General features: G+C 74.0%; 22 protein-coding genes. 12 read left to right on the top strand and 10 right to left on the bottom strand.

Annotation, left to right across the window (positions count from 1 at the left end; genetic code table 11):
- The first annotated feature begins 1 nt into the window (after position 1).
- The 3 genes from BMZ82_RS02915 to BMZ82_RS02905 all read left to right on the top strand — a co-directional run bounded on the left by BMZ82_RS02915 (position 2) and on the right by BMZ82_RS02905 (position 4,821).
- Positions 2-1,462, top strand: coding sequence for a MocR-like pyridoxine biosynthesis transcription factor PdxR (locus BMZ82_RS02915; protein WP_093771304.1), 1,461 nt, complete (start codon positions 2-4; stop codon positions 1,460-1,462).
- 80 nt (positions 1,463-1,542) lie between these two features.
- Entirely contained in the window at positions 1,543-3,174 is a 1,632-nt protein-coding gene (locus BMZ82_RS02910; RefSeq protein WP_093771848.1) for an alkaline phosphatase D family protein, read from the top strand.
- A gap of 258 nt (positions 3,175-3,432) precedes the next feature.
- Positions 3,433-4,821 carry a GNAT family N-acetyltransferase gene (locus BMZ82_RS02905; RefSeq protein ID WP_093771302.1) on the top strand — a complete coding sequence of 463 codons (1,389 nt, stop codon included), beginning with the start codon at positions 3,433-3,435 and terminating at the stop codon, positions 4,819-4,821.
- A gap of 75 nt (positions 4,822-4,896) precedes the next feature.
- Here the strand turns inward: BMZ82_RS02905 and BMZ82_RS02900 are convergent, their stop codons facing one another.
- On the bottom strand, positions 4,897-6,081 hold the full coding sequence (locus BMZ82_RS02900) for a trans-sulfuration enzyme family protein (RefSeq protein ID WP_093771846.1): 1,185 nt from the start codon (positions 6,079-6,081) through the stop codon (positions 4,897-4,899).
- Between the two features lie 60 nt (positions 6,082-6,141).
- On the opposite strand from BMZ82_RS02900, the gene BMZ82_RS02895 reads away from it, so the two are divergent.
- Both BMZ82_RS02895 and BMZ82_RS02890 read left to right on the top strand, forming a co-directional pair.
- Positions 6,142-6,633, top strand: a complete 492-nt coding sequence (locus tag BMZ82_RS02895; protein WP_093771300.1) for an Lrp/AsnC family transcriptional regulator — start codon at positions 6,142-6,144, stop codon at positions 6,631-6,633.
- 33 nt (positions 6,634-6,666) lie between these two features.
- Complete coding sequence (locus tag BMZ82_RS02890; protein ID WP_093771298.1) at positions 6,667-8,394, top strand: DUF885 domain-containing protein; 1,728 nt, start codon at positions 6,667-6,669, stop codon at positions 8,392-8,394.
- Between the two features lie 16 nt (positions 8,395-8,410).
- Here BMZ82_RS02890 and BMZ82_RS02885 read toward each other — a convergent pair whose 3' ends face one another.
- Positions 8,411-8,890: a rhodanese-like domain-containing protein gene (locus BMZ82_RS02885; RefSeq protein WP_093771296.1), complete on the bottom strand. Its 480-nt coding sequence runs from the start codon at positions 8,888-8,890 to the stop codon at positions 8,411-8,413.
- A gap of 122 nt (positions 8,891-9,012) precedes the next feature.
- Between BMZ82_RS02885 and BMZ82_RS02880 the strand changes: the two genes are divergently transcribed.
- Positions 9,013-9,459 carry an Lrp/AsnC family transcriptional regulator gene (locus BMZ82_RS02880; protein WP_093771844.1) on the top strand — a complete coding sequence of 149 codons (447 nt, stop codon included), beginning with the start codon at positions 9,013-9,015 and terminating at the stop codon, positions 9,457-9,459.
- Positions 9,460-9,474: 15 nt separating this feature from the next.
- On the opposite strand, the gene BMZ82_RS02875 is transcribed toward BMZ82_RS02880, so the two are convergent.
- The 3 genes from BMZ82_RS02875 to BMZ82_RS02865 form a co-directional block, all read right to left on the bottom strand.
- The gene (locus BMZ82_RS02875) at positions 9,475-12,465 is read right to left on the bottom strand and encodes an AAA family ATPase (RefSeq protein ID WP_093771294.1); all 2,991 of its coding nucleotides are present in this window, start codon (positions 12,463-12,465) and stop codon (positions 9,475-9,477) included.
- Positions 12,462-13,625 (bottom strand): exonuclease SbcCD subunit D, encoded by a 1,164-nt coding sequence (locus BMZ82_RS02870; RefSeq protein ID WP_093771292.1) that lies wholly within the window; start codon positions 13,623-13,625, stop codon positions 12,462-12,464. Before BMZ82_RS02870 ends, BMZ82_RS02875 begins: the two co-directional genes overlap by 4 nt.
- Positions 13,626-13,719: 94 nt before the next feature.
- Positions 13,720-14,340, bottom strand: a complete 621-nt coding sequence (locus BMZ82_RS02865) for a YigZ family protein (RefSeq protein WP_093771290.1) — start codon at positions 14,338-14,340, stop codon at positions 13,720-13,722.
- 54 nt (positions 14,341-14,394) lie between these two features.
- Between BMZ82_RS02865 and BMZ82_RS02860 the strand changes: the two genes are divergently transcribed.
- On the top strand, positions 14,395-16,347 hold the full coding sequence (locus tag BMZ82_RS02860; RefSeq protein WP_093771288.1) for an APC family permease: 1,953 nt from the start codon (positions 14,395-14,397) through the stop codon (positions 16,345-16,347).
- On the opposite strand, the gene BMZ82_RS02855 is transcribed toward BMZ82_RS02860, so the two are convergent.
- The gene (locus tag BMZ82_RS02855; protein ID WP_093771286.1) at positions 16,344-16,898 is read right to left on the bottom strand and encodes a SixA phosphatase family protein; all 555 of its coding nucleotides are present in this window, start codon (positions 16,896-16,898) and stop codon (positions 16,344-16,346) included. The genes BMZ82_RS02860 and BMZ82_RS02855 overlap by 4 nt on opposite strands.
- Positions 16,895-17,647: a hypothetical protein gene (locus tag BMZ82_RS02850; protein ID WP_177244355.1), complete on the bottom strand. Its 753-nt coding sequence runs from the start codon at positions 17,645-17,647 to the stop codon at positions 16,895-16,897. The genes BMZ82_RS02855 and BMZ82_RS02850 overlap by 4 nt, the downstream gene beginning before the upstream one ends.
- A 113-nt stretch (positions 17,648-17,760) precedes the next feature.
- Between BMZ82_RS02850 and BMZ82_RS02845 the strand changes: the two genes are divergently transcribed.
- The gene (locus BMZ82_RS02845) at positions 17,761-18,177 is read left to right on the top strand and encodes a CoA-binding protein (protein WP_093771284.1); all 417 of its coding nucleotides are present in this window, start codon (positions 17,761-17,763) and stop codon (positions 18,175-18,177) included.
- A gap of 31 nt (positions 18,178-18,208) precedes the next feature.
- Positions 18,209-19,420: a 4-hydroxybenzoate 3-monooxygenase gene (locus BMZ82_RS02840; protein WP_093771282.1), complete on the top strand. Its 1,212-nt coding sequence runs from the start codon at positions 18,209-18,211 to the stop codon at positions 19,418-19,420.
- Between the two features lie 15 nt (positions 19,421-19,435).
- On the opposite strand, the gene BMZ82_RS02835 is transcribed toward BMZ82_RS02840, so the two are convergent.
- Positions 19,436-19,795, bottom strand: a complete 360-nt coding sequence (locus tag BMZ82_RS02835) for an ArsR/SmtB family transcription factor (RefSeq protein ID WP_177244354.1) — start codon at positions 19,793-19,795, stop codon at positions 19,436-19,438.
- 61 nt (positions 19,796-19,856) lie between these two features.
- Here BMZ82_RS02835 and BMZ82_RS02830 point away from each other — a divergent pair, with 61 nt between their 5' ends.
- Positions 19,857-20,990, top strand: coding sequence for a cation diffusion facilitator family transporter (locus BMZ82_RS02830; RefSeq protein ID WP_093771278.1), 1,134 nt, complete (start codon positions 19,857-19,859; stop codon positions 20,988-20,990).
- 19 nt (positions 20,991-21,009) lie between these two features.
- Here BMZ82_RS02830 and BMZ82_RS02825 read toward each other — a convergent pair whose 3' ends face one another.
- Positions 21,010-21,585 carry an XRE family transcriptional regulator gene (locus tag BMZ82_RS02825; protein ID WP_093771276.1) on the bottom strand — a complete coding sequence of 192 codons (576 nt, stop codon included), beginning with the start codon at positions 21,583-21,585 and terminating at the stop codon, positions 21,010-21,012.
- Positions 21,586-21,717: 132 nt separating this feature from the next.
- Here BMZ82_RS02825 and BMZ82_RS02820 point away from each other — a divergent pair, with 132 nt between their 5' ends.
- Positions 21,718-22,575 carry a DMT family transporter gene (locus tag BMZ82_RS02820; RefSeq protein WP_093771274.1) on the top strand — a complete coding sequence of 286 codons (858 nt, stop codon included), beginning with the start codon at positions 21,718-21,720 and terminating at the stop codon, positions 22,573-22,575.
- Between the two features lie 10 nt (positions 22,576-22,585).
- On the opposite strand, the gene BMZ82_RS02815 is transcribed toward BMZ82_RS02820, so the two are convergent.
- Complete coding sequence (locus BMZ82_RS02815; RefSeq protein ID WP_093771272.1) at positions 22,586-23,350, bottom strand: acyltransferase; 765 nt, start codon at positions 23,348-23,350, stop codon at positions 22,586-22,588.
- Between the two features lie 160 nt (positions 23,351-23,510).
- Here BMZ82_RS02815 and BMZ82_RS02810 point away from each other — a divergent pair, with 160 nt between their 5' ends.
- Positions 23,511-24,044, top strand: a complete 534-nt coding sequence (locus BMZ82_RS02810) for a gamma carbonic anhydrase family protein (RefSeq protein WP_093771840.1) — start codon at positions 23,511-23,513, stop codon at positions 24,042-24,044.
- The last annotated feature ends 17 nt before the right edge of the window (positions 24,045-24,061 follow it).

The raw sequence follows: 24,061 nt of genomic DNA, 5'->3' as shown, positions 1-24,061 counted from the left end.
CATGACGTCATCGGGGACCAATCGGGGTACCGGTCCTGACGGGCCGTCCGACCCCTCGGCGGCCTGGGAGGTGCTCCTGTCGGCCGCTGCCGCCCCGGCACGCGCGCGTGGCCGTGCGCTTCAGGCGGCGCTGCGGGACGCGGTGCGCTCGGGGCGGCTCGCGCAGGGCACCCGGCTGCCGTCGAGCCGGGACCTCGCCGCCGACCTCGGGGTGTCGCGCGGGCTGGTCACGGAGGCGTACGAGCAGTTGACGGCCGAGGGCTATCTGCGCAGCGGCCGGGGTGCCGGTACCTGGGTGGGCGGCGCCGTCCGGGCGGCCCTGCCACGCGCGCGTGACCTCGCTCCGCGCTTCCCGGGCGCGCGGGCCGACTTCGTGCCGGGAACACCGGACCTGTCGCTGTTCCCGCGCGCGGCCTGGGCGGCCGCGCAGCGGGGTGTGCTCGCCGAGCTGCCCCACCACGAGCTCGGCTATCCCGACCCGCGCGGGCTGCCCCGGCTGCGCACCGCGCTCGCCGGACTCCTGGCCCGTCGCCGGGGCGTGGTCGCCGACCCGGAGCGCCTGCTGGTCGTCTCCGGCGTGGCCCAGGCCACGGCGCTGCTCGGCCTCGCGCTGCACGCGCGCGGGATGGCCGCCGTCGGCGTCGAGGACCCCGGCAGCCCGCAGCACAGCTCCCTGTACGCGGCGGCGGGCGTCACCGCCGTACCGCTCCCGCTCGACGACGAGGGGCCGGCCATGGGAGCGCTCCGGGCGTCCGGTGTACGGGCCCTGGCGACGACGCCGGCCCACCAGTTCCCCACCGGGATCGTGTACTCCGCGCGGCGGCGTGCCGAGCTGCTCGACTGGGCGCGGGCGGTGGACGGCTTCATCCTGGAGGACGACTACGACGGCGACTTCCGCTACGACCGTGCCCCCGTGGGCGCGCTCCAGGGCCTCGACCCGGAGCGCGTCGCCTACACCGGGTCGGTCAGCAAGTCCCTCGCGCCGGGACTGCGGCTGGGCTGGCTACTCGTCCCCGAGGCGCTGGCCGAGGAGGTCGTCGAGCGCAAACGGACGATGGACCTCGGCCATCCCACCCTCGATCAGGCACTGTTCGCCCGGTTCGTGGAGCGCGGCGACCACGACCGCCAACTGCGCCGCTGCCAGCGCGCCTACCGGGAGCGCCGCGACGCCCTCGTGGACGCGCTCCAGGAGCACTTCCCCGGCGCGCGGGTGTCGGGGATCGCGGCCGGGCTGCACGTCATCGCCGAACTGCCGCGGCGGTACGGGCCTCAGGGGCGGTTTCTGGAACGGATGGCCGCCGCCGGAATCGAGGTGTGTGCGCTCGCCGCGTATGCACACGCGTGTGCCGGAGGCGATGGGAACCGCGTGGAGGGCGTGTGTCTCGTGCTCGGGTATGCGCAGGTGTCGCCCGTGCGGATTCGGGACGGGGTGCGGCTGATGAGGGAGGCTGCCGGGCGGTGAGGCGGGTCGGAGCCCGTGTGGGTGCGGGCAGTTGTTCACTTGTGGTTTCCGTGAGCGCTGCGGCGGACCAGTAGGTGTGGCTGTGCACACCGGCCGGTTCCCGTCCCTGGAGGCCCCCTCATGTCACTCCACTCCGTCCCCTTCCCGGGCGCCGCGGCGTCCTGCGCGGCTCGCTCGCCGCGTCCGCGGCCCTGGCCCTGCCCGCCGCGGTCGGCGCGCCGCCCGCCTTCGCGCTGTCCGGGCGGCCCCGGGCGGGGTGGGGGGTGCAGGCCGGGGACGTGGCCTCCGACTCCGGGCTGGTGTGGGTGCGGTCCGACCGGCCGGCGCGGATGGTCGTCGAGACCGCGGCGACCGAGTCGTTCCGCGGCGCACACCGCTGGCACGGTCCGCTGCTCGGCGCCGGTACGGACTTCACCGGCACGACCCGGCTGCACGGGCTGCCCGCCGGTGAGCAGATCCACTACCGGGTGCTGCTCGCCGACCCGGACGACCCGCGCCGCACCGGCGAGCCGGTGACCGGCACCTTCCGCACCGTGCCCCTCGGGCGTCGGCGCGGGGTGCGTTTCCTGTGGTCCGGGGATCTCGCGGGCCAGGGCTGGGGCATCAACCCGGACCTCGGCGGCTACCGCATCTACGACGCGATGGCGAAGCTCGACCCCGACTTCTTCCTGTGCAGCGGCGACAACATCTACGCCGACGGCCCCGTGGCGGCGACCCAGGCGCTGCCCGACGGCAGCCTCTACCGGAACGTCACCACCGAGGAGAAGGCGAAGGTCGCCGAGACCCTCGCCGAGTTCCGCGGCAACTTCCGCTACAACCTGCTGGATCAGAATCTGCGCCGGTTCAACGCGCAGGTGCCGTCGATCATCCAGTGGGACGACCACGAGGTCCGCAACAACTGGTACCCGGGCGAGGTGATCGCCGACTCCGACGCCCGTGACACGGAGAAGAGCGTGGATGTGCTCGCGGGGCGCGCCCGGCGGGCGTTCAGCGAGTACTTCCCGGTCTCCAGCCTGCGTCCGGGGGCCAGGGAGGGCCGCGTCCACCGGGTCGTACGGCACGGTCCGCTGCTCGACGTGTTCGTCCTGGACATGCGGACGTACCGCGACGCCAACTCGCCCGACGACCAGACCGTGGACCCGCAGGGCATCCTCGGCGCCGAGCAACTGGAGTGGCTCAAGCGGGAGTTGTCGCGCTCGCGTGCGGTGTGGAAGGTGCTCGCCGCCGACATGCCGCTCGGGCTCGTCGTGCCGGACGCCACCGAGGGGAGGGCGAACATCGAGGCCGTGGCGCAGGGCGACCCGGGCGCGCCGCTCGGCCGTGAGCTGCAGATCGCCGAGCTGCTGCGGTACATCAAGCACCGGCGGATCACCGGCACGGTGTGGCTGACGGCCGACGTGCACCACACCTCGGCGCAGCACTACCAGCCCGCGCGGGCCGCGTTCACCGACTTCGAGCCGTTCTGGGAGTTCGTCTCCGGTCCGCTCAACGCGGGCGCGTTCCCGGCCAGCGCGCTCGACAACACCTTCGGTCCCGAGCGGGTGTTCGTGAAGGCGCCGACCGCCGCGAACGTGTCGCCCGCGGAGGGCTACCAGTTCTTCGGCGAGGTCGACATCGACGGCGACAGCGGCGAGTTGACGGTCCGGTTGCGCGAGCAGGACGGCACCGTGCTGTTCACACAGGTGTTGCAGCCGGGCCGGGTCGGGCAGTAGCCGGCCGGCGGATCCAGACGGCCGTCCGGCGTCCCGTACCCTCGACATACGTGCCGCGTACCGGCGTCATCCCCCGGTGCGCGGTGCGGTCGTGACAGCCCTGCGCACCGTGTGGTCGTACAAGAATTAACAAAACGGGCATTAGGAACCTTTACCCGTCGGTCACAGTGCGTTCGTGATCACGCAACACCGTTCCTTCACAGTGGCCGTATGACTCGAGACACGTCTGATGTGATGCGCGCGAAGCGCGGGCGCCCTGTGCACCACTGGCGGCGGGACGTGGTGGAACTCGCCGCGCTCTTCACGGCCGTCACGGTGGCCGACGGCGTGGCGAACCTCGTGGGGCACGGCCCCGGCGGTCCCGCGCTGCTGAGCGTCTCCGCCGCCGTACTCGTCGCCACGGCCGGGTTCCACACATGGTGGGCACGCCGCCACGGTCACGCGCCGCCGACCGGCGACACCGACACCGATACCGATACGGACGCCCGGCCGCGCTCCGAGGAGTCGCAGGCCGGGCCGTCCGAGTTCCCCTCCGAGGTCGCCGAGGAGTCCACCCTGTGGCGGATGCGGACGACGGTGAAGGACGCCCCGGGGTCGCTGGCCGCGCTGTGCGTGGCGCTCGCCGGCCACCGGGTGGACATCCTGAGCCTCCAGACGCACCCGCTGGGCGAGGACACGGTGGACGAGTTCCTGCTGCGCGCCCCCGGATCCCTCGCGGCGGCCGAGATCACCCGTGCCCTCGCGCTGGCGGGCGGCTCGGGCACCTGGATCGAGCGGGCCGACGCCCACGATCTGGTGGACGCGCCGACCCGGGTCCTGGGCCTGGCCACCCGCACCGCCCTCGACGCGGCTGAACTCCCCCTCGCACTGCGGCAGTTGCTCGGCCGGTGCACGATCCGCTCGCTGCCCGCCACGGCCGGCGGCAGCGGCCGGGGGCCGGAGGGCGTGCCCGTGGAGGGCGTGCTGGAGGACACCGTGCTGCGGCTGCGGGCCGTGGCGGGCGGAGTGATCACGGTGGAGCGGCCGTATCTGCCGTTCACCCCGACCGAGTTCGCACGCGCGCGTGCCCTGGTGGAGCTCGACGCCCGGCTCGGGCCGCGGGTGCCGCGCGGCCAGGACGTGCTGACGCTGCCCGAGGGCGACGACATCACCGTGCGCCGGGCCGACACCGGTGACCTGGAGGCGGCGAAGGCGATGCACGAGCGGTGCTCGGCGCGCACGCTCGGGATCCGCTACCACGGGCCCGTCGCCGACGCCGACCGCTACCTCGGCCACCTGCTCAGCCCCCGCTTCGGCCGCACCCTGGCCGTGCAGACGCCGTCCGGCCGCGTCGTCGGCCTCGGCCACCTGCTGTGGGACGGCGACGAGACGGAGGTCGCGCTGCTGATCGAGGACCAGTGGCAGCGCCGCGGCGTCGGCACCGAACTCCTCGGCCGGCTGGTCGCGATGGCCGTCGACGCGGGCTGCGACAGCGTGTACGCCGTGACGCAGTCCTCCAACACCGGCATGGTCGCCGCCATGCGCGGCCTCGGCCTGCCCCTCGACTACCAGATCGAGGAGGGGACGCTCGTGATCACCGCCCGCCTGGAGAAGAGCGCGACGCGCGAGCCGTCCCAGCGGTACGTGGAGCGCGTCACGCGCGACTGACGCACAACGGATGCGGAACGCATGCAGAACGCGTGAAGGGCCCGGCGGCCAACCGTCGGGCCCTTCCTTTACGCCTCACACGCTGACGGACGCCCCCAACGCCCCCGCCAGATCCCCCCACAGATCCTCGACGTCCTCCAGCCCCACCGACAGGCGCAGCAGCCGGTCGCTCACGCCCGCGCCCCTGCGCTCCCGCTCGTCCACGATGCGGTGACTGATGGACGCCGGGTGCTGGATGAGCGTGTCGACGCTGCCGAGGCTCACCGCCGGGGTGATCAGGCGGACGCCCGCGATCACCTCGTGCGGGTCGCCGGCCACCTCGAAGGCGATCATCGCGCCGCCGATGCGCGGGTAGTGGACGCGGGTGACGCGCGGGTCGGCGGCCAGTCGCCTGGCGAGTTCGGCGGCGGTCGTCGAGGCGGCCCGTACCCGCACCGGAAGCGTCGACAGGCCGCGCAGCAGCAGATAGCCGGCCAGCGGATGCAGTACGCCGCCGGTGGCGAACCGTATCTGCCGCAGCCGCCCGGCGAACTCCTCGTCGCAGCCGACCACGCCCGCCAGAACGTCCCCGTGCCCGCCCAGGTACTTGGTGGCGCTGTGCAGGACGAGCCGCGCGCCCTGCTCGGCGGGGCGCTGGAGCACGGGCGTGGCGAAGGTGTTGTCGGCGAGCAGCGGCACCGAGCCGCAGGCATGGGCGACGGCCCGCAGGTCGACCTCGGCGAGGGTGGGGTTGGCCGGCGACTCGACCATCACCAGCCCGGTGTCGGGGCGCAGCGCGTCGGCGATGCCTGCCGGGTCGGTCCAGGTGACCTCCGAGCCGAGCAGCCCGGCCGTCAGCAGATGGTCGCTACAGCCGTAGAGGGGGCGTACGGCGACGACGTGCCGCAGTCCGATCGAGGCGCGGGCGAGCAGCACCGCGCTCAGCGCCGCCATGCCGCTGGCGAAGGCGACGGCGCTCTCGGTGCCCTCCAGGCGGGCGAGGGCCGTCTCGAAGCGGGCGACCGTCGGGTTGCCCAGCCGGCCGTAGACGGGCGGGCCGTCCGGCTCCGCGCCGGTCGCGGCGAAGGCGTCGATGCGGGCGGCCTCGGCGCGGCTGTCGTACGAGGGGTAGGTGGTCGACAGGTCGATCGGCGGGGCGTGCAGGCCCTGCCGGGCCAGGTCGTCCCGGCCGGCGTGCACGGCCTCGGTGGCCAGTGCGCGGGGCGCTCCGGAGGTACGTACATCGTCGTACGCGTGTGTGCTCGCAGCGGTTGAGTCCATGGACCGCAGGGTGAACATCGAACGGCTCAGATTATTCGAACACCGTGTTACGTTCGGCGTATGGCCGAATCAGTCGTACTGGACGCGGTCGATCTCCAGTTGCTGCGGCTGCTGCAGAACGACGCCCGGACCACCTACCGGGACCTCGCGGCGCAGATCGGCGTCGCGCCGTCGACGTGCCTGGACCGGGTGACGCGGCTGCGCCGCTCGGGCGTGATCCTCGGGCAGCGGCTGCGGCTCGATCCGGCCAAGCTGGGGCGGGGCTTGCAGGCGCTGCTGTCCGTGCAGGTCAGGCCGCATCGGCGGGAGTTGGTGGGGCCGTTCGTGGAACGGATACGGGCGCTGCCGGAGGCGCTGACGGTCTTTCACCTCACCGGGCCCGACGACTATCTCGTCCATGTCGCCGTCGCGGACATGGCGGATCTGCAACGGCTGGTGCTCGACGAGTTCACGGCGCATCGGGAGGTGGCCCGCGTCGAGACGCGGCTGATCTTCCAGCAGTGGGAGTGCGGACCGCTGCTGCCGACGGCGGTTTCGGGACAACCCTCGTGACGTGCGGCGGCGCGGCGTACGAGGATGGGGCGCATGTCACAGACCAACAGCCCGCTGCCCCGCGAGGTCGCCGACGCGTACGTCGACGATCTCATCGCCCTCGACCCGCTGACCGGCACCTACCTCGGTGTGCGGGAGAGTTCGAGCCGTCTGCCCGACCTCTCGCCCAAGGGACAGGAGGCGCTCGCGCGGCTCGCGCGGGACACCCTGGCCAAGCTCGACGAGGCGGAGCGAAGGACCGGCGCGGACAGTGACATCGAGCGCCGGTGCGCACGCCTGCTGCGCGAGCGCCTGACCGCTGAACTCGCCGTGCACGAGGCCGACGAGGGTCTGCGCTCGGTCGGCAACATGGGCACGGCCGCGCACCACATCCGCGAGGCGTTCACCCTGACGCCCACGCGGACCGCCGAGGACTGGACGGCGGTCGCCGCGCGGCTGCGCGCGGTGCCCGCGGCCCTCGCGGGCTACCGGGAGTCCCTCACGCTGGGCCTGGAGCGCAAGCTGTACGCCGGGCCGCGCCCGACCGCCACGTTCGTCGCCCAGCTCACCGAGTGGTCGGACCCGGACGGCACGGGCCGCGGCTGGTTCGAGGACTTCGTGGCCACCGGAACCGAGTCGCTGCCCGCCGAGCTGTCCGAGGCCCTGCCCGAGTCACTGCGCGCCGAGCTGGACGCGGCGGCCCGCGCGGCGACCGCGGCGGTCGTGGAGCTGCGGGACTGGATGCGCGACGTGTACGCGCCGACGGCCGAGGGCGCACCGGACACGGTCGGCCGGGAGCGGTACGCCCGCTGGACGCGCTACTACAACGGCACCGATCTCGACCTCGACGAGGCGTACGCGTACGGCTGGGCGGAGTACCACCGGCTGCTCGCCGAGATGACGGAGGAGGCCGAGAAGATCCTGCCGGGCGCGGACACCCCCTGGGTGGCGCTGGCCCACCTCGACGAGCACGGCCGGCACATCGACGGCGTCGACGAGATCCGCGACTGGCTCCAGGGCCTGATGGACCAGGCGATCGACGCGCTCGACGGCACCCACTTCGAACTCGCCGAGCGGGTACGGAAGGTGGAGTCGCGGATCGCCCCGCCCGGCAGCGCCGCCGCCCCGTACTACACGGCCCCGTCGGAGGACTTCTCGCGGCCGGGCCGCACCTGGCTGCCGACGATGGGGCAGACCCGCTTCCCGGTCTACGACCTGGTCTCCACCTGGTACCACGAGGGTGTGCCCGGCCATCACCTCCAGCTCGCGCAGTGGGCGCACGTCGCGGCGAGCCTCTCCCGCTACCAGGCCTCCGTCGGCACGGTCAGCGCCAACGTCGAGGGCTGGGCGCTGTACGCGGAGCGGCTGATGGACGAGCTCGGCTTCCTCACGGACGCGGAGCAGCGGCTCGGCTACCTGGACGCGCAGATGATGCGGGCGGTCCGGGTCATCGTCGACATCGGCATGCACGTGGAGCTGGAGATCCCGGCGCACTCCCCGTTCCACCCGGGCGAGCGCTGGACCCCGGAGCTGGCCCAGGAGTTCTTCGGCGCGCACAGCAGCCGCCCGGCGGACTACGTCGAGAGCGAGCTGACCCGTTACCTGAGCATTCCCGGCCAGGCGATCGGCTACAAGCTCGGCGAACGGGCCTGGCTGCTGGGCCGGGAGAAGGCCCGCGAGCGCCACGGCGACGCCTTCGACCTCAAGTCCTGGCACATGGCGGCCCTTTCGCAGGGTTCGCTGGGCCTGGACGACCTGGTGGACGAGCTGGCACGGCTCTGATCCCGCGGGCGGCGCGTCAGCAGCCGCAGTTGGCCGCGTCCACGGGCGCGGTCAGCGGGTCGGCGGCGCGCCGCTCGCCGCCCTCCCAGGTCTCGAACGCGAAGCCCTCGCGCACCCAGTACTCGAAGCCGCCGAGCATCTCCTTGACCCGGTAGCCGAGTTCGGCGAGCGCGAGGGCGGCGCGGGCAGCGCCGTTGCAGCCGGGGCCCCAGCAGTACGTCACCACCGGCACGTCCTTGTCGAGGAACTGCTCGGCCTGCTCGGCGATGAACGCGGTGGGCAGGTGGACGGCGCCGGGGATGTGGCCCTGGTCCCAGGAGGCGGTGGAGCGGGAGTCCAGGACGACGAAGCCCGGGTCGCCGCCGGCGGCGAGCACCGAGGCCACGTCGGAGACGTCGGCGTGGAGGACGAGGCTCGCGCGGAAGTAGGCGGCGGCCTCGGCGGGGGCGGCGGGGGCGACGCGCAGGACGGGGTTCACGCTGGTCGTGGCGTTCATCGGGGGCCTTTCTCCGGTGGTGTCCGACACCAGGAAATCTACGGCCGTTGATCATCTTCTTGAAGGGACGTTCCACGGCCCGGACCTTGCCCTGCCGGGGATTCCCCTGCTATTCCTCGGTCATGACCGTGTATTCCCCGGACGCCACCGACTGGCGCATCCTCGAGGTCCTCCAGCGCGAGGGCCGGGCCAGCTTCGCCGATCTGGCGCGGGCCGTGTCGATGTCGGCGAGCGCCGTGACCGAGCGGGTGCGCCGGCTGGAGGAGGCGGGCGTCATCCAGGGGTACGCCGCCGTGGTGGACCCCGACCGGCTGGGGCTGCCGATCCTGGCGTTCGTGCGGCTGCGCTATCCCCACGGCAACTACAAGCCGTTCCACGACCTGGTGGCCGTCACGCCCGAGATCCTGGAGGCGCACCACGTGACGGGCGACGACTGCTTCGTGATCAAGGTCGCCGCCCGTTCGATGCGCCATCTGGAGGAGGTGTCGGGCAAGATCGGCACGCTGGGCTCGGTCACCACGAGCGTCGTGTACTCCTCACCCCTGCCCCGGCGCCCACTGGGCCGCTAGGCCCGACAGGTCTTCTCAGGCCCGCTGGCGCACGGTCGAGCCCGACCGGCCCTTCACGACCTCCAACTGCGCGTGGATGCGCCGTCGCAGGTCGGCGACGTGGCTGACGATGCCGACGCTGCGGTCGCGTTCCCGCAGGGAGTCGAGGACGTCGAGGACCTCGTCGAGGGTCTGGTCGTCGAGGCTGCCGAACCCCTCGTCGATGAAGAGGGTGTCGAGCCGGACCCCGCCCGCCTCGTCGGTGACGACGTCCGCGAGGCCGAGGGCGAGGGCGAGCGAGGCGAAGAAGGTCTCGCCGCCGGACAGCGTGGCCGTGTCCCGCTCGCGCCCGGTCCAGGCGTCGACGACGTGCAGCCCGAGCCCGCTGCGCCCGCGACCGGCCCGGTCGTCGGAGTGGACGAGGGTGTAGCGGCCGGACGACATCCGTTGCAGCCGGACGGTCGCGGCGGCGGCCACCTGTTCGAGACGGGCCGCCAGGACGTACGCCTCCAGGCGCATCTTGCGCTCGTTGTCGGCGGAGGTGCCCGCGGTGAGACCGGCCAGGCGGGCCACCCGGTCGTACTCCTCGCGCAGCGGGGCGAGCCGTCGTACACCATCGGCCGCGCGCGCGGAGAGCTGGTCGAGTTCCGTGCAGCGGCGGGCGGCGGCGTCCTGGGCGGAGGCGGCGGCGCGCAGGCGTTCGGCCGCGTCGGCCGCCCACCGTTCCGCGGCGGTGAGGTCGGCGGGCGGCTGCTGGGCGGAGGCGGCCGTGTCGGGTTCGGCGAGGACGGACCGTACGGCGGCCTCCTCGGACTGCCAGGCGTCCAGCCGCCGTTGCAGTTCGCGGTGGGCGGTGTCGTCGAGGAGGGCGTCGGCGGCGGCCCTCGGGGTGTCGAAGCCGGCCCGGAACGCGGCCTCGTCGAGGCGTCCGTCGGCCGCTTTGAGGCGCTCGGCGCTCTCCTCTGCGGCGCGCGCGGTGTCGGCCGCGTCGGTGAGCCGTGCCGCCTGCCGCTCCAGTTGCGCGGCCCGCGCGGCGACGCTCTCGGCCGTCCCTCGGGCCTGCGTCAACTCCTCCTCCAGTACGGTCCGTTCGCGCTCCAAACGCTCGCGGTGGCCGACCCGGGAAGCGGCCCGCACCGCGGTCTCGCGCTGCGCGGCCGTACGGCGTTCGTGCTCCTGCTCGGCCTGGCGCAGCTCCTCGCGCGCGGGGTGCAGCGCGGAGGCGTCCCGCCGGTGCCGGGCGTAGGCCTGCTCCAGCTCCTGGGCGTCGGCGGCGAGCCGCTCGGTGGGGGTGTCGCCCGCCTCGGCGGTGGCGGCGGCAAGGGTCTCCCGGACCTGGCCGAGCTTGCGCTCGTCCCCGGTGTGGCGTTCCTCGGCGCGCTGGTAGGCGGTGAGGGCCTGCTCCTCGGCCTCGCGGTCGACGTGCCCGGCGACCTTGCGGGCGGGCGCGGGGTGCTCGGTGGCGCCGCAGACGGCGCAGGGCTCACCCGCGGCGAGGGTGGCGGCCAGTTCGGCTGCGATGCCGTTCAGGCGCTGTTCCTTGAGGTCGAGCCAGTGGGTGCGGGCCGTCTGTGCCTGCTCGGCGGAGGTGAGGGCGGTGCGCTGGGCCGCCGCGAGGTCGCGGGCCAGCTCGTCGCGCCGCCGGGCTGCCGTCAGGCGGCGTTGCGCGGGTTCGCGTCGGCCGTCGGCCTGTTCGGCGCGGGTGGCGGCCTCCTGGGCGGACTCGATGCGGGCGTGGAGGCCCGCGCGGACGGTGTCCCAGCCCGCGAGCCAGGTCTCGGTCTCGGTCAGGACGTCCTCGTCGTCCCGCTCCTGCCGGTCCAGGTCCGCCCGCTCGGCGACGAGGTCGGCGAGCCGCCGCTCGCCCCGGCGGGCCGACTCCAGCCCGCCCAGCTCCTCGGCGGCCTTGCGGGCGGCGGCGGCGAGCCCGGCGGCCCCGGCGTCCGCGAACCGCTCCGGGAGCAGGGCACGCGCGTGTGCCGCGCGGGCGGACGCCCTGGAGTGCTCGGCGTCGGCGGCCTCGCGCAGCTCCAGTGCCGGCGCCACCGCCTCCGCCTTCCGCGCCCGCTCCATCCGCGCCTGCGCCTCCCGATGGGCGCCGGCCCGCTCCTGAAGCAGTGCGGCCCGCTCCCGCGCCTCGGTGAACCGGCGCTGCAACCGGGCCCGTTCCCGTACATCTTCCAGAGCACGTTCGGCGGCGGCCTGGGCGGACTCGGCGGCGCGGCGGCCGCAGTGGGCGGTCGTCAGCAGCTCGCGGGCGGTACTGCGGGCGACGGCGGCGGCGGTCAGCACCGCCTCGGCGAGGCCCGGTTCGCCCGGGGCGAGCTCGGGCAGCGCCATGGCGTCCCCGGCGACCTGCTGCATCCGGTGCGCGTCGGCGAGCAGCGCCGCGTCGCCCTCACGCACGCGTGCCTCGGTGGTGCGGCGGCGCTCGGCGAGCCGCTTCTCGACGTCGGCGAACCGCTGGGTGTCGAACAGCCGGCCCAGCAGCCGGCCGCGCGCTTCGGCGTCGGCGCGCAGGAAGCGCGCGAAGTCGCCCTGGGGCAACAGCACGACCTGGCAGAACTGCTCGCGGCTCATGCCGAGCAGTTGGGTGATCTCCTCGCCGATCTCCTGGTGGGAGCGGCTGAGATCCCGCCAGCCGGCGGCCACCGCGTCGTACTCGCGCAGCCAGCTCTGCGCCTTGTCGACCGTGGTGCCGGGCCTGTTGCCCTTCTTGGGCCGCTGCCAGGGCGGCTGCCGGGTGATCTCCAACCGGCGGCCTGCGACGGTGAGTTCGAGGGTGACCTCGGTGCGGGTGCCGGGCGCGGCGTGGTCGCTGCGCAGGGTCAGGCCCTGGCCGCTCTGCCGGGCGCCGGGCACGGAGCCGTACAGCGCGTAGCAGACGGCGTCCAGGATCGAGGTCTTGCCGGCACCGGTCGGCCCGTGCAGCAGGAAGAGCCCGGCGGCGGACAGCTCGTCGAAGTCGACGCTCTGCGCGCCGCCGAAGGGGCCGAAGGCCGTCACGTCGAGCCGGTGCAGCCTCACCGCGCGACCTCCCGCACGACGTCGTCCGCGCGGACCGCGTCGAAGGCGTCGCGCAGCACGCCCTGCTCGCGGGTGTCGGGCCCCGCCCCGCGCACATGGGCCACGAAGTCCTCGGCGATCTCCTGGTCGCTGCGGTCGGCGAGCCGCCGGGCGTACGACACGTCCGGGTCGTCGGGGGCGCGCTCGGGGGCGAAGACGAGGCTGAGGGTGTGCGGGAAGCGCTCGGTGAGCCGGGCCATCGGGTCGGCCGGGCGGACGGCGTCGGTGAGCGTCGCCTCGACCCACGCCTCCTCGTGCCGGGCGAGCGCGGGGTCGGCGAGCAGCTCCGCCAGGGTGCCCCGGACCCGGGCCAGCGCGCGCGGCACCGGGCAGTCGATCCGCTCGGCGGTGACCTCGCCGCCGGGGCCGAGGTCGACGAGCCACATGGTCTTGCGGTGCGCGCTCTCCGAGAAGGAGTACGGCAGCGGGGAGCCGGAGTAGCGGACCCGCTCGGTGATCGTCTGGCAGCCGTGCAGGTGCCCGAGCGCCGTGTAGTCGACGCCGTCGAAGACCCCGGCGGGCACCGAGGCGACGCCGCCGACGGTGATGTCCCGCTCGCTGTCGCTGGGTTCGCCGCCGGTGACGAAGGCATGCGCGAGGACGACGGAACGCGTGCCCCGCGCGCGGGTGGCGAGGTCGGCGCGGACGCGGTCCATGGCGGCGGCGAGGACCGCTTCGTGTCCGGCCCGCGCGACGCCGAACTCGTCCTTCACCAGGGCGGGTTCGAGATAGGGCAGGCCGTAGAAGGCGACATCGCCGTAGGCGTCCTGGAGGAGCACCGGTGTGCCGGCCGCCGCCGGGTCCGTCCGCAGGTGGATGCCGGCGCGCCCGATGAGGCCCGCGCCGACGCCGAGGCGGCGGGCCGAGTCGTGGTTGCCGGAGATCATCACCGTGGGCACGCCGAGGTCGGCGAGCCGGTGCAGGGCGTCGTCGAAGAGCTCCACCGCGGCGAGCGGGGGCACCGCGCGGTCGTACACGTCTCCCGACACGAGCACCGCGTCGACCTCGTGCTCGCGCACGGCCGTGACGAGGTGACCGATGTACTCGGCCTGGGCGCCGAGCATGTTCACCCGGTGGAACGCCCGGCCGAGATGCCAGTCGGAAGTGTGCAGAAGCCTCATGATCCCGAGACTAACGGCCGGGTCCGACAGCCCGGGCGGTTACGCCCGTATCGCACCGTCACGACGACCACCGTAAACGGATGTTGCCGACATTTCACCCGTACGCCTCGCCGCCCGGTTCGAAGCCCGCCGTGCCGGCCGTGGCGTCCGCGAGCCAGGCGCGGAAGGCGTCGACGTCGGCGTCCGGGAGGGCGATCTCGATGGTGACCGCGTCGCCGTAGTGGACGTCCCGTACCTCGCGGCCGGTCGAGTGCAGGTCGTTCTGCACCTTGCCCGCGCGCTGGTGGTCCACGGTGAGCGTGGCCAGCCGGAAGCGGCGGCGGGTGAGGGTGCCGGCGGTGTCGAGGGCCTCGCCGACCGCGCCGCCGTACGCCCGGATGAGGCCGCCTGCGCCGAGTTTGACGCCGCCGTAGTAGCGGGTGACGACGGCGACGACGTACCGCATGTCGCGGCGCAGCAGCATCTGGAGCATCGGGACGCCCGCGGTGCCGCCGGGTTCGCCGTCGTCGCTCGCCTTCTGGACGGAGGCGTCGGCGCCGATGACGTACGCCCAGCAGTGGTGGGAGGCGTCGGCGTGCTCCTTGCGGACGGCCGCGATGAAGTCCTGGGCCTCCCGCTCGGTGGCCGCCGGGGCGAGGGCGCACAGGAAGCGGGAGCGGTTGACCTCGGTCTCGTGCACGCGCGCGTGGGCGACCGTGCGGTACTCGTCCTGCATCCGGTCAGCCTATGCGGTGGTGCGAGGGCCGCCGCAGGGGGTAGTCAAGCTCCGATGACGGAGCAGAGCGCGGGTGCGCGGTCGGGGCGGTGGCGGGCCTGGCTGCTGGAGGGGCTGAGCGAGCAGACCGCCCGGCATCCCGGCCCGCACGCCGCCCCGGCCCCGGCGCAGGAGGGCCACCGGTGGTGGCGGGTGATGTGCCTGACCGGCGTGGACTACTTCTCGACGCTCGGCTACCAGCCGGGCATCGCCGCGCTCGCGGCCGGGCTGCTGTCGCCGCTCGCCACGCTCGTGCTGATCGCCCTGACGCTGCTGGGCGCGCTGCCGGTGTACCGGCGGGTGGCGCACGAGAGCCCGCACGGCGAGGGGTCGATCGCCATGCTGGAGCGGCTGCTGTCGTGGTGGTCGGGGAAGATCCTGGTGCTGGTGCTGCTGGGGTTCGCGGCCACCGACTTCATGATCACGATCACGCTGTCGGCCGCGGACGCCGCCGCGCACGTGGTGGAGAACCCGTTCGCCCCGGAGTGGATGCACGGCGGCAACGAGTGGATCACCCTGGTGCTGGTCGGCGCGCTCGGCGCGGTGTTCCTGAAGGGCTTCCGGGAGGCCATCGGCATCGCGGTGCCCCTGGTGGCGGTCTATCTGGCGCTCAACCTCGTCGTGCTCGCCGTGTCCGCCGAGGAGATCCTGAGCCACCCCGTGCGGATCACCGACTGGACGACCGCGCTGCGCGCCGAGCACTCCTCGCCGTGGGTCATGGTCGGCGTGGCCCTGGTGGTGTTCCCGAAGCTGGCGCTCGGCATGTCCGGCTTCGAGACGGGCGTGGCGGTGATGCCGCAGGTCAAGGGCGATGCCGGGGACACGTACGCGGAGCCGCGCGGGCGGATCAGGGACACCCGCAGGCTGCTCACCACGGCCGCGCTGATCATGAGCTGCTTCCTGCTGCTGTCCAGCCTGGCGACGACGATCCTCATCCCTCAGAAGGACTTCGACAGCGGCGGCCCGGCGAACGGCCGGGCGCTCGCGTATCTGGCGCACGAGCACCTGGGGCAGGTCTTCGGCACGGTCTACGACGCCTCGACGATCGCTATCCTCTGGTTCGCGGGAGCCTCCGCGCTCGCCGGGCTGCTGAACCTCGTCCCGCGCTATCTGCCCCGCTACGGCATGGCCCCGGAGTGGGCCCGCGCGGTGCGTCCGCTCGTCCTGGTGTTCATGACGACGGCCGTCCTCATCACCCTGTGGTTCCACGCGAACGTCGACGCCCAGAGCGGGGCCTACGCGACCGGGGTGCTGGTGCTGATGCTGTCGGCGGCGTTCGCGTCCACGGTCGCCGTGCACCGGCGCCGGCACCGCCGGGCCACGCTCGGCTTCGGCGCGATCACGGCCGTGTTCGCCTACACGCTCGTCGCGAACGTCATCGAGCGGCCGGACGGCATCAGGATCGCGGGGATCTTCATCTTCGCCATCCTGGTCACGTCGTTCGGTTCACGGGTGCACCGGGCCTTCGAGCTGCGCGCGGCGGAGGTGACGTTCGACGACACGGCGGCCCGGTTCGTCGACGAGGCCGCGCGCCGCGGCCCCCTCCAGCTCATCGCGAACGAGCCGCAGGAACACACCACGCGCGCGTACCGCGCCAAGGAGGGGGAGCAGCGCGAGCACACCCCGATCCCCGGCGGCGGCCCGGTGCTCTTCCTGGAGGTGTTCCTGCGGGACTCCTCCGACTTCACGGCGGACATCGCCGTGCGCGGCGACAAGAAGCACGGGGTGCGGCGGCTGCGCATCTCGGGTCCGACCGTCCCAAACAGCATCGCCGCCGTCCTGCTGGCACTGCGCGACCGCACCGGACAGGTCCCGCACGCCTACTTCAGTTGGACCGAGGGCAGCCCCGTGAGCCAGCTCGCCCGCTTCCTCGTCTTCGGCGACGGCGAGGTCGCCCCGGTCACCCGCGAGGTACTGCGCCGCGCGGAACCGGACCCGGCGCAGCGCCCGCGCGTGCACGTCGGCTAGCCGCCGGCGGGCGGTTTCGCGCCTCTCGGTACGGTCATCGACGTCAGCAGGGCCGTGCCCGGGGTCAGTGTGCGCCAGTCGGGGCCCTGCCAGGTCAGGACGGCGATCGCCGAGGTCGGGAACTTCAGCCGCACCTCGTCCAGGGTGTCGTCGAGGCCGTCTCCCGCCAGGTCGAGGACCAGTTCCTCCAGGCCGGGGTTGTGCCCGACCAGCAGCAGTGTCCCGACCTCGGCGGGCGTCTCGTGGACGACCTCCAGCAGCTCGGGTACGTCGGCCCCGTAGAGCCGCCGGTCGAAGCGCACCGGCGGCGGGCCTGCCCACTGGGCGGCGGCCAGTTCCAAAGTGCTGCGGGCTCGGACTGCCGTGGAGCACAGGGCGAGGTCGGGGAGGCAGTCGGCCGCGGCGAGGGCGCGGCCGGCGGCCGGGGCGTCCCGGTGGCCGCGCGGGGCGAGCGGCCGGTCGTGGTCGGGGACGCCGTCCGGCCAGGCCGACTTGGCGTGCCGCAGCACCACCAGCCGGCGCGGCGCTCCCCCGCCGCCGGGCCCGGTCACGCCGGGGCTCCCAGGTCGCGGGTGAGTTCCAGGCCGAGGAGGCGGTCGGCGTAGGCGTAGGTCTCGAAGCGGGCGCCGTCCGGCAGCTCGGGCCCGGCGTCGGCCACCGACCGCAGGACCCCGAGCACCGCCGGCATGTCCAGGTCGTCCTCCCAGGCGGCGCGCAGCCGCCCGCGCAGCTCTTCGGGCACCGGCCGCGAGGGCGACCGCGCCCAGTCGGCGACGGCCCGCCGCCAGCGGGCGAGCGTGTCGTGGGCCTCGCCCAGGACGGCCGCGTCGAGCCGGACGGGCTCGGTGCGGGGCGTGGCGAGGAGGGCGAGGCGCAGGACGGCGGGGTCGACGGCCGGCACGGCGTCCGCGCCCGGCGCTCCCCCGGGCACGGCCCCCCGCGCCGGTGCGACGGCGACCCGTACCCCGTCGGGGGCCGGGCCGTCCTCGCCCACCACGTGCAGGATCTGCGCCTCGCCCAGTCCGGCGCCGGAGCCGAGGTCGCGGCCGTCCTCGAAGGGGTGCATGCCGAGGGCGGTGGCGGCCGCCCGCAGTTCCGCCTGTTCTCGTTCGCCGGTGAGCACGGCCCAGACGGGCGTGCCGCCGAGTTCCAGCGCGCGGAAGAGGAGGTCGGCGACGAGCAGGACCCGGAGCGAGCCGGGACCGTATCCCGAGGCATGTACCTCGACACGGGTCAGGCCCCGCCGGACGGGGGCGGCGACGACGGGTTCGCCGGTTCGGGCGTCGATGATGCGCAGCACGAGCCGAGCGTAGGCGGCCGACGCGCGATGCGCAGGCAAGCCGCCCGGAATCACCGTCCGACGCGCTCTGTTGCACTGGAGGACAGTCCTGTCCCACGTCAAGGAGGCCGCCGGTGTACGGCGACGAGGCAACGATCCGCAAGATCCTCACCGGACTCGGTGACACCTGGGCCGTGGTGGGCCTGTCGACGAACCGCGGGCGCGCGGCGTACGGCGTCGCGGAGGTGCTGCGGCGGTTCGGCAAGCGGGTCGTCCCCGTCCACCCGAAGGCGGAGCCCGTGCACGGGGAGCAGGGGTACGCCTCTCTCGCCGACATCCCCTTCGAGGTGGACGTCGTCGACGTCTTCGTGAACAGCGACCTCGCGGGCGCGGTCGCCGACGAGGCGGTCGCCAAGGGTGCGAAGGCGGTGTGGTTCCAGTTGGACGTCGTCGACGAGGCGGCCTACGACCGTACGCGCGCCGCGGGCCTGGAGATGGTCATGGACCGTTGCCCGGCGATCGAGATCCCCCGGCTGGGCCGGAACTCCTGAGGCGGGTCACGGGGCCGCTCATACTGTTCGGGTGACCACCAACTCACCTTCCCGCCCGCACGTCCCGGTCGTCGTCGTGGGCGCGGGTCCCGCGGGCCTCACGGTCGGCAACATCCTGCGGGCCGCGTCCGTCGACTGCGTCGTCCTGGAGACGGAGAGCCGTGAGTTCATCGAGCGGCGGCCACGCGCCGGCGTCATCGAGGAGTGGGCCGTCCGCGGACTGCGGCAACGGGGCCTGGCGGACGGCCTGTTGGAGCGCGCCGAGCGGCATTCGGCCTGCGAGTTCCGCTTCGCGGGCGAGCGGTACCGCTTCTCCTACACCGACCTGACGGGCCATCACCACTGGGTGTACCCACAGCCGTTGCTGGTGACGGACTTGGTGCGCGAGTACGTGGACGTACGCGGCGGCGACGCCCGTTTCTCGGTGCGCGACGTCGAGCTGCACGACCTCGACACGGCGCTGCCTTCGGTGTCGTACACCGACCCGGAGACGGCCGAACGGCAGGTGCTCACCTGCGACTTCGTCGTCGGGGCGGACGGCGCGCGCGGGGTCAGCCGGGCCGCGCTGGCGCCGGAGCGGGCGCGCATCGCGCGGCACGACTACGGCATCGGCTGGCTGGCGCTGCTCGCCGAGGCCCCGCCGTCCTCCGACTGCGTCCTGTTCGGCGTCCACCCGAACGGCTTCGCCGGGCACATGGCCCGCAGCCCCGAGGTCACCCGGTACTACCTCCAGTGCCCGCCCGGCGACGACCCGGAGAACTGGCCCGACGACCGGATCTGGGCCGAGCTGCACGAACGCCTCGCGGGCGGCGCGGACGCCCCGCCGCTCACCGAGGGGCCGCTGATCGAGAAGCGCGTCCTGGACATGCACGACTACGTGGTCGAGCCGATGACGTACGGGCGGCTCTTCCTGGCCGGGGACTCGGCCCACCTCGTCGCGCCCATCGCGGCGAAGGGCATGAACCTCGCCCTGCACGACGCGTTCCTGCTGGGCGACGCGCTGGTCGACTACCTGGACGGCGGTGACGGCGCCGGCCTCGACGGCTACTCGGAGGCGTGTCTGCGCCGGGTGTGGGACTACCAGGAGTTCTCGCAGTGGCTGTCGGACGTCTACCACGGCACGGCCGCCGGGGACCCGTTCCGCGGGGGCACGACCTTCGCCCGACTGCGCCGCCTGTTCACCTCGCCCACGGCAGCGGCCTCCTTCGCCGAGCAGTACCTCGGCATGGCCGAGCACTACTGACCCGGCCCACCCCGGCTAGTCGTGCGGCGGCTCGTCCCCGAGCCGGTGGTCGGCCACGTTCAGCGCCTCGTCCACCAGGCGGCGCAGATGACCGTCGGCGAGCGAGTAGACCACCCGGCGGCCCTCCTTGCGGGTGTGCACGAGCCCGGCCAGCCGCAGCCGCGCCAGATGCTGGCTGACCGCCGGCCGGGCCGCCCCGCAGGCTTCCGTCAGCGTCGTCACATCGGCCTCGCCGGCGGCGAGCGCGTGCAGCAGGGCGAGCCGGGTGCGGTCGCCGAGCAGGGCGAGAAGCTCGGCGGCGAGGGCGAACTGCTCCTCGCCGGGTGTGCGCGGATGCGCATGGTGTGCAGGTGACAGGTGCATGCGTGCGCTCATACGCACATAATGGCTCTGTGGACGGACCCGCGTCCACCCCGGCGCACCGGAAGGGACCGATGTGAGCGAGCAGCACGAGCACGGCCACCAGCACGGCGACCCGCACGACCACGGCCGCGAGCACCCGCATCCCCACGCTCACGCCCACACCCATGCCCACACCCATGCGCAGCCCCACGCCCATGCCCACGCCCAGGCGCGCACCCCCGGGAAGCTGCGGCACCGCCTCTCCCATCTCCTCACCCCGCACTCGCACGAGACCGCCGACAAGCTGGATTCGGCGCTGGAGTCCTCGGCCCGGGGCATGCGCGCGCTGTGGGTCTCGCTGGCGGTGCTGGGCGTGACGGCCGTCGCGCAGGCGGTCGTGGTCGTGCTGTCCGGGTCGGTGGCGCTGCTCGGCGACACGGTGCACAACGCGGCGGACGCGCTGACGGCCGTACCTCTGGGGATCGCGTTCGCGCTGGGCCGCCGGGCGGCCACGCGCCGCTTCACCTACGGCTACGGGCGGGCGGAGGACCTGGCGGGCATCGCGATCGTGCTGACGATCGCCGCGTCGGCGCTCTTCGCGGGGTGGACGGCCGTCGAGCGGCTGCTCGACCCGCGCCCCGTCGAACACCTCGGCGCGGTCGCGGTGGCCGCGCTGGCGGGTTTCGCGGGCAACGAGTGGGTCGCGCGGTACCGGATCCGGGTCGGCCGTTCGATCGGCTCGGCGGCGCTGGTCGCGGACGGGCTGCACGCGCGCACGGACGGGTTCACCTCGCTGGCGGTGCTGCTGGGCGCGGGCGGCTCGGCGCTGGGGTGGCAACTCGCGGACCCGGTCGTCGGGTTGGCGATCACGGCGGCGATCGTGCTGGTGCTGCGGGACGCGGCGCGGGAGGTGTTCCGGCGGGTGCTGGACGCCGTCGACCCGGCCCTGGTCGACCGGGCCGAGCGGGCGCTGCGGGAGGTCGAAGGGGTGCGCGGGGTGGGCGAGTTGCGGCTGCGCTGGATCGGGCACCGGCTGCGGGCCGAGGTGGCGGTCGTCGTGGACGGCGAGGTGACGGTGCGTCAGGCGCACGGGATCACCGTGGACGCCGAACACGCCCTGCTGCACGCCGTACCCCGCCTGACGGCCGCCCTGGTCCACGCGGACCCGGCGCCGGCACCGGGCGAGAGCGACCCGCATCTGCCGCTGGCCCATCACACGGCGGCCTAGGCGGCGGGGTGGCGGTGGCTCAGCGGGCGGGCGGCGGTACCGACGCGGTCAGCACCATCCGCAGCGGGACCTCGCCCCGATTCGCGTACCGGTGCGCGGCGTTGGCCTCGAACGTGACGCTCGCGCCGGCCGGGACGCGGTACTCGGCGCCGTCGACGGTGAGGGTGAGTTCACCGGCGGTGATGTGCGCGATCTCGACCGTGCCCGCCGGGTGCGGGTCCGAGCCGCTGCCCTCGCCGGGCATCAGGCACCAGTCCCACATCTCCAGCGGGCCCGGCGCCTCCGTGCCCGCGAGGAGCCGGCTGTAGCTGCCCTTGTCGGTGTGCCACAGCCGTACCGCCTGCTCGGCGGGGACGATGCGGACCTTCGGGCCCTGCTCGTAGTCGAGGAGGGTAGTGACGCTGACGCCGAGCGCGTCACCGATCTTGACGACCGTGCCGATGCTCGGGTTGGTGCGGGCCTGCTCGATCTGGATGAGCATCCCGCGGCTGACGCCCGCCCGGGCGGCGAGCACGTCCAGCGTGAAGCCGCGCACCGCACGCCAGTGCTTGACGTTGCGCGCCAGGGACTGGGTCAGAAGTTCGAGGTCCGACACGTTCCGTCCACTTCGCGAGTTCAATATTTTGGATGTCAGGATCCACTCTCCTGTACTACGGTGGAGTGCACCTGATCGTGCACCGAACTGTACCGAACCTGGACTGCGAAGAACCTGGACTGCGAGGACCCCGTGACCGCTCTCTTCGCCCTGGCCACCAGCCTTCTGTGGGGCCTGGCCGACTTCGGCGGCGGGCTGCTGACCCGGCGGACGCCGGCGCTCACGGTGGTCGTGGTCTCACAGTCGATCGCGGCGGCCGTCCTCGGCGCGATCGTGGTCGCCACCGGCGGCTGGAGCGAGGCCGGTCCCCGGCTGTGGTTCGCGGTCGCCGCCGGGCTGGCCGGCCCGGTCGCCCTGCTCTCCTTCTACAAGGCGCTGGCGCTCGGCCCGATGGGCGTCGTCTCCCCGCTGGCGACACTGAGCGTGGCCGTGCCGGTCTCCGTCGGGCTGGTCCTCGGCGAACGTCCGGGGCTCATGCAGGTCGTGGGCATCGCGGTCGCGATCGTCGGGGTCGTCCTGGCGGGCGGTCCGCAGATGCGGGGCGCCGCCGTGCAGCGGCGGGCGGTGCTGCTCACGCTGGTCGCGGCGCTCGGCTTCGGCACGGTGTTCGTGCTGATCAGCGAGGCGTCCACGACCGTCACGGGCCTGTTCCTCGCCCTGTTCGTGCAGCGGGTCGCCAGCGTGGCCACGGCCGGCGCGGCGCTGTGCGTCGCCGTCCGGCGCGGGACGCCCGCGCTCCCCGGGGGCGGGCTGACATGGGCCGCGCTGCCGGCGTTCGGGTTCGTCGGGTTGGCCGACGTCGCCGCGAACGGCACCTACGCCGTCGCCGCCCAGCACGGCCCGGTCACGGTGGCCGCCGTCCTCGCCTCGCTCTACCCGGTGGTGACGGCGCTCGCGGCGCGCGGTTTCCTGCGGGAGCGGCTGCGCGGCGTCCAGGCGGCGGGCGCGGGACTGGCGCTGGTGGGCACACTGCTGCTGGCGACGGGCTGATCCCCCGCGCTCAGCCCTCCGGCTCCAGCCGGGCCAGCCGCTCGACCGTCTCCTCGTCCAGCCCCGACATCGCGACCAACTGGTCCGAGGTGACCCCGTCCGGTATCGGCACCGGCGCGGGCGTGCGCAGCGGCGGCTGCCAGCCGTCGGCGGGCGTCCAGCGTCGTACGACCTTGGCGGGCGCGCCCGCGACGACGGCGTGGTCGGGCACCACGCCGCGCACCACGGCCCCGGCCGCGACCACGACGTTCCGCCCGATCCGCGCCCCCGGCAGGATCACGGCCCCGGTGCCGATCCAGCACCCCGGGCCGATCTCCACGGGCTCCATGCGGGGCCACTGCTTGCCGATGGGCTCGTGCGGATCGTCGTAGGAGTGGTTCGTGGACGTCACGTAGACGTACGGGCCGAAGTAGCAGTCGCTGCCGATGGTGACCGTCGTGTCGGCGATGACATGGCTGCCCCGGCCGAGGACCACGCCGTCGCCGAGGCGCAGGATCGGGTCGGGGCCGAGGTCGAGGTCGGGCATCAGTCCGGCGGTCAGGGTGACCTGCTCGCCGACGATGCAGTGCGCGCCGAGATGGATCCACGGCTCCCCGAAGACCGTGCCGAGCGGGAAGGCGAGCCGGGTGCCGGTGCCGATCGAGCCGAACCGGAGGCGTCCCGGGTGCTCGGCGGTGACGGAGCCGGTGCGCTGCACCCAGGCCCAGGCCGCATGGACGGCCCGCTGCCCCAGGCGACGCCGCCAGGATGAGAACGTGTTCTTGCGCTTCGGCACCCGCTCACCGTACTCAGCACGCGAGACGGCCAGCGCCCGCGGCCCTGTGATCTTCGCCCTACCGGGTGGCGGTACGGTGCCGGAGAAGGCCGGCCGGACGGTCGGGACGGACGGTCGGGACGGACGGTCGGTCGGTCGGGACGGACACGAGGAGACGGTGATGACGCACAAAGCGCTGATCGTGGGCATCGGCGGCAGGGAACCCAAGGTCGCCCCGGAGGCGTTCGTGGCGCCGACGGCGTCGGTGATCGGGGACGTGACGCTGGAGGCGGGCGCGAGCGTCTGGTACGGCGCGGTCGTGCGCGGTGACGTCGAGCGGATCACCGTCCGGCGCGACGCCAACGTGCAGGACAACGTGACGCTGCATGCCGACCCCGGGTTCCCCGTCACCATCGGCGAGCGGGTGTCCGTCGGCCACAACGCCGTCGTGCACGGGGCGACGGTCGGGGACGACTGCCTCATCGGGATGGGCGCGACCGTGCTCAACGGGGCGGTGATCGGGGCGGGTTCACTGGTCGCCGCGCAGGCGCTCGTCCCCCAGGGGATGGAGGTGCCGCCGGGGTCGCTGGTGGCGGGGGTACCGGCGAAGGTGCGGCGGGAGTTGACGGAGGAGGAGCGCCAAGGGCTCACGCTGAACGGGACGTTGTACACGGATCTGGCGAAGGCCCACCGGGAGATCCACGACCAGGGGTGAGTGCGACACCCCCAGGG

Origin of the sequence: Streptomyces sp. yr375 (genome assembly GCF_900110755.1) — a bacterium.
Lineage (GTDB): Bacteria > Actinomycetota > Actinomycetes > Streptomycetales > Streptomycetaceae > Streptomyces.
Note: the sequence above shows the minus strand (reverse complement) of the source record. Positions and strands in the feature narration are given on the sequence as shown.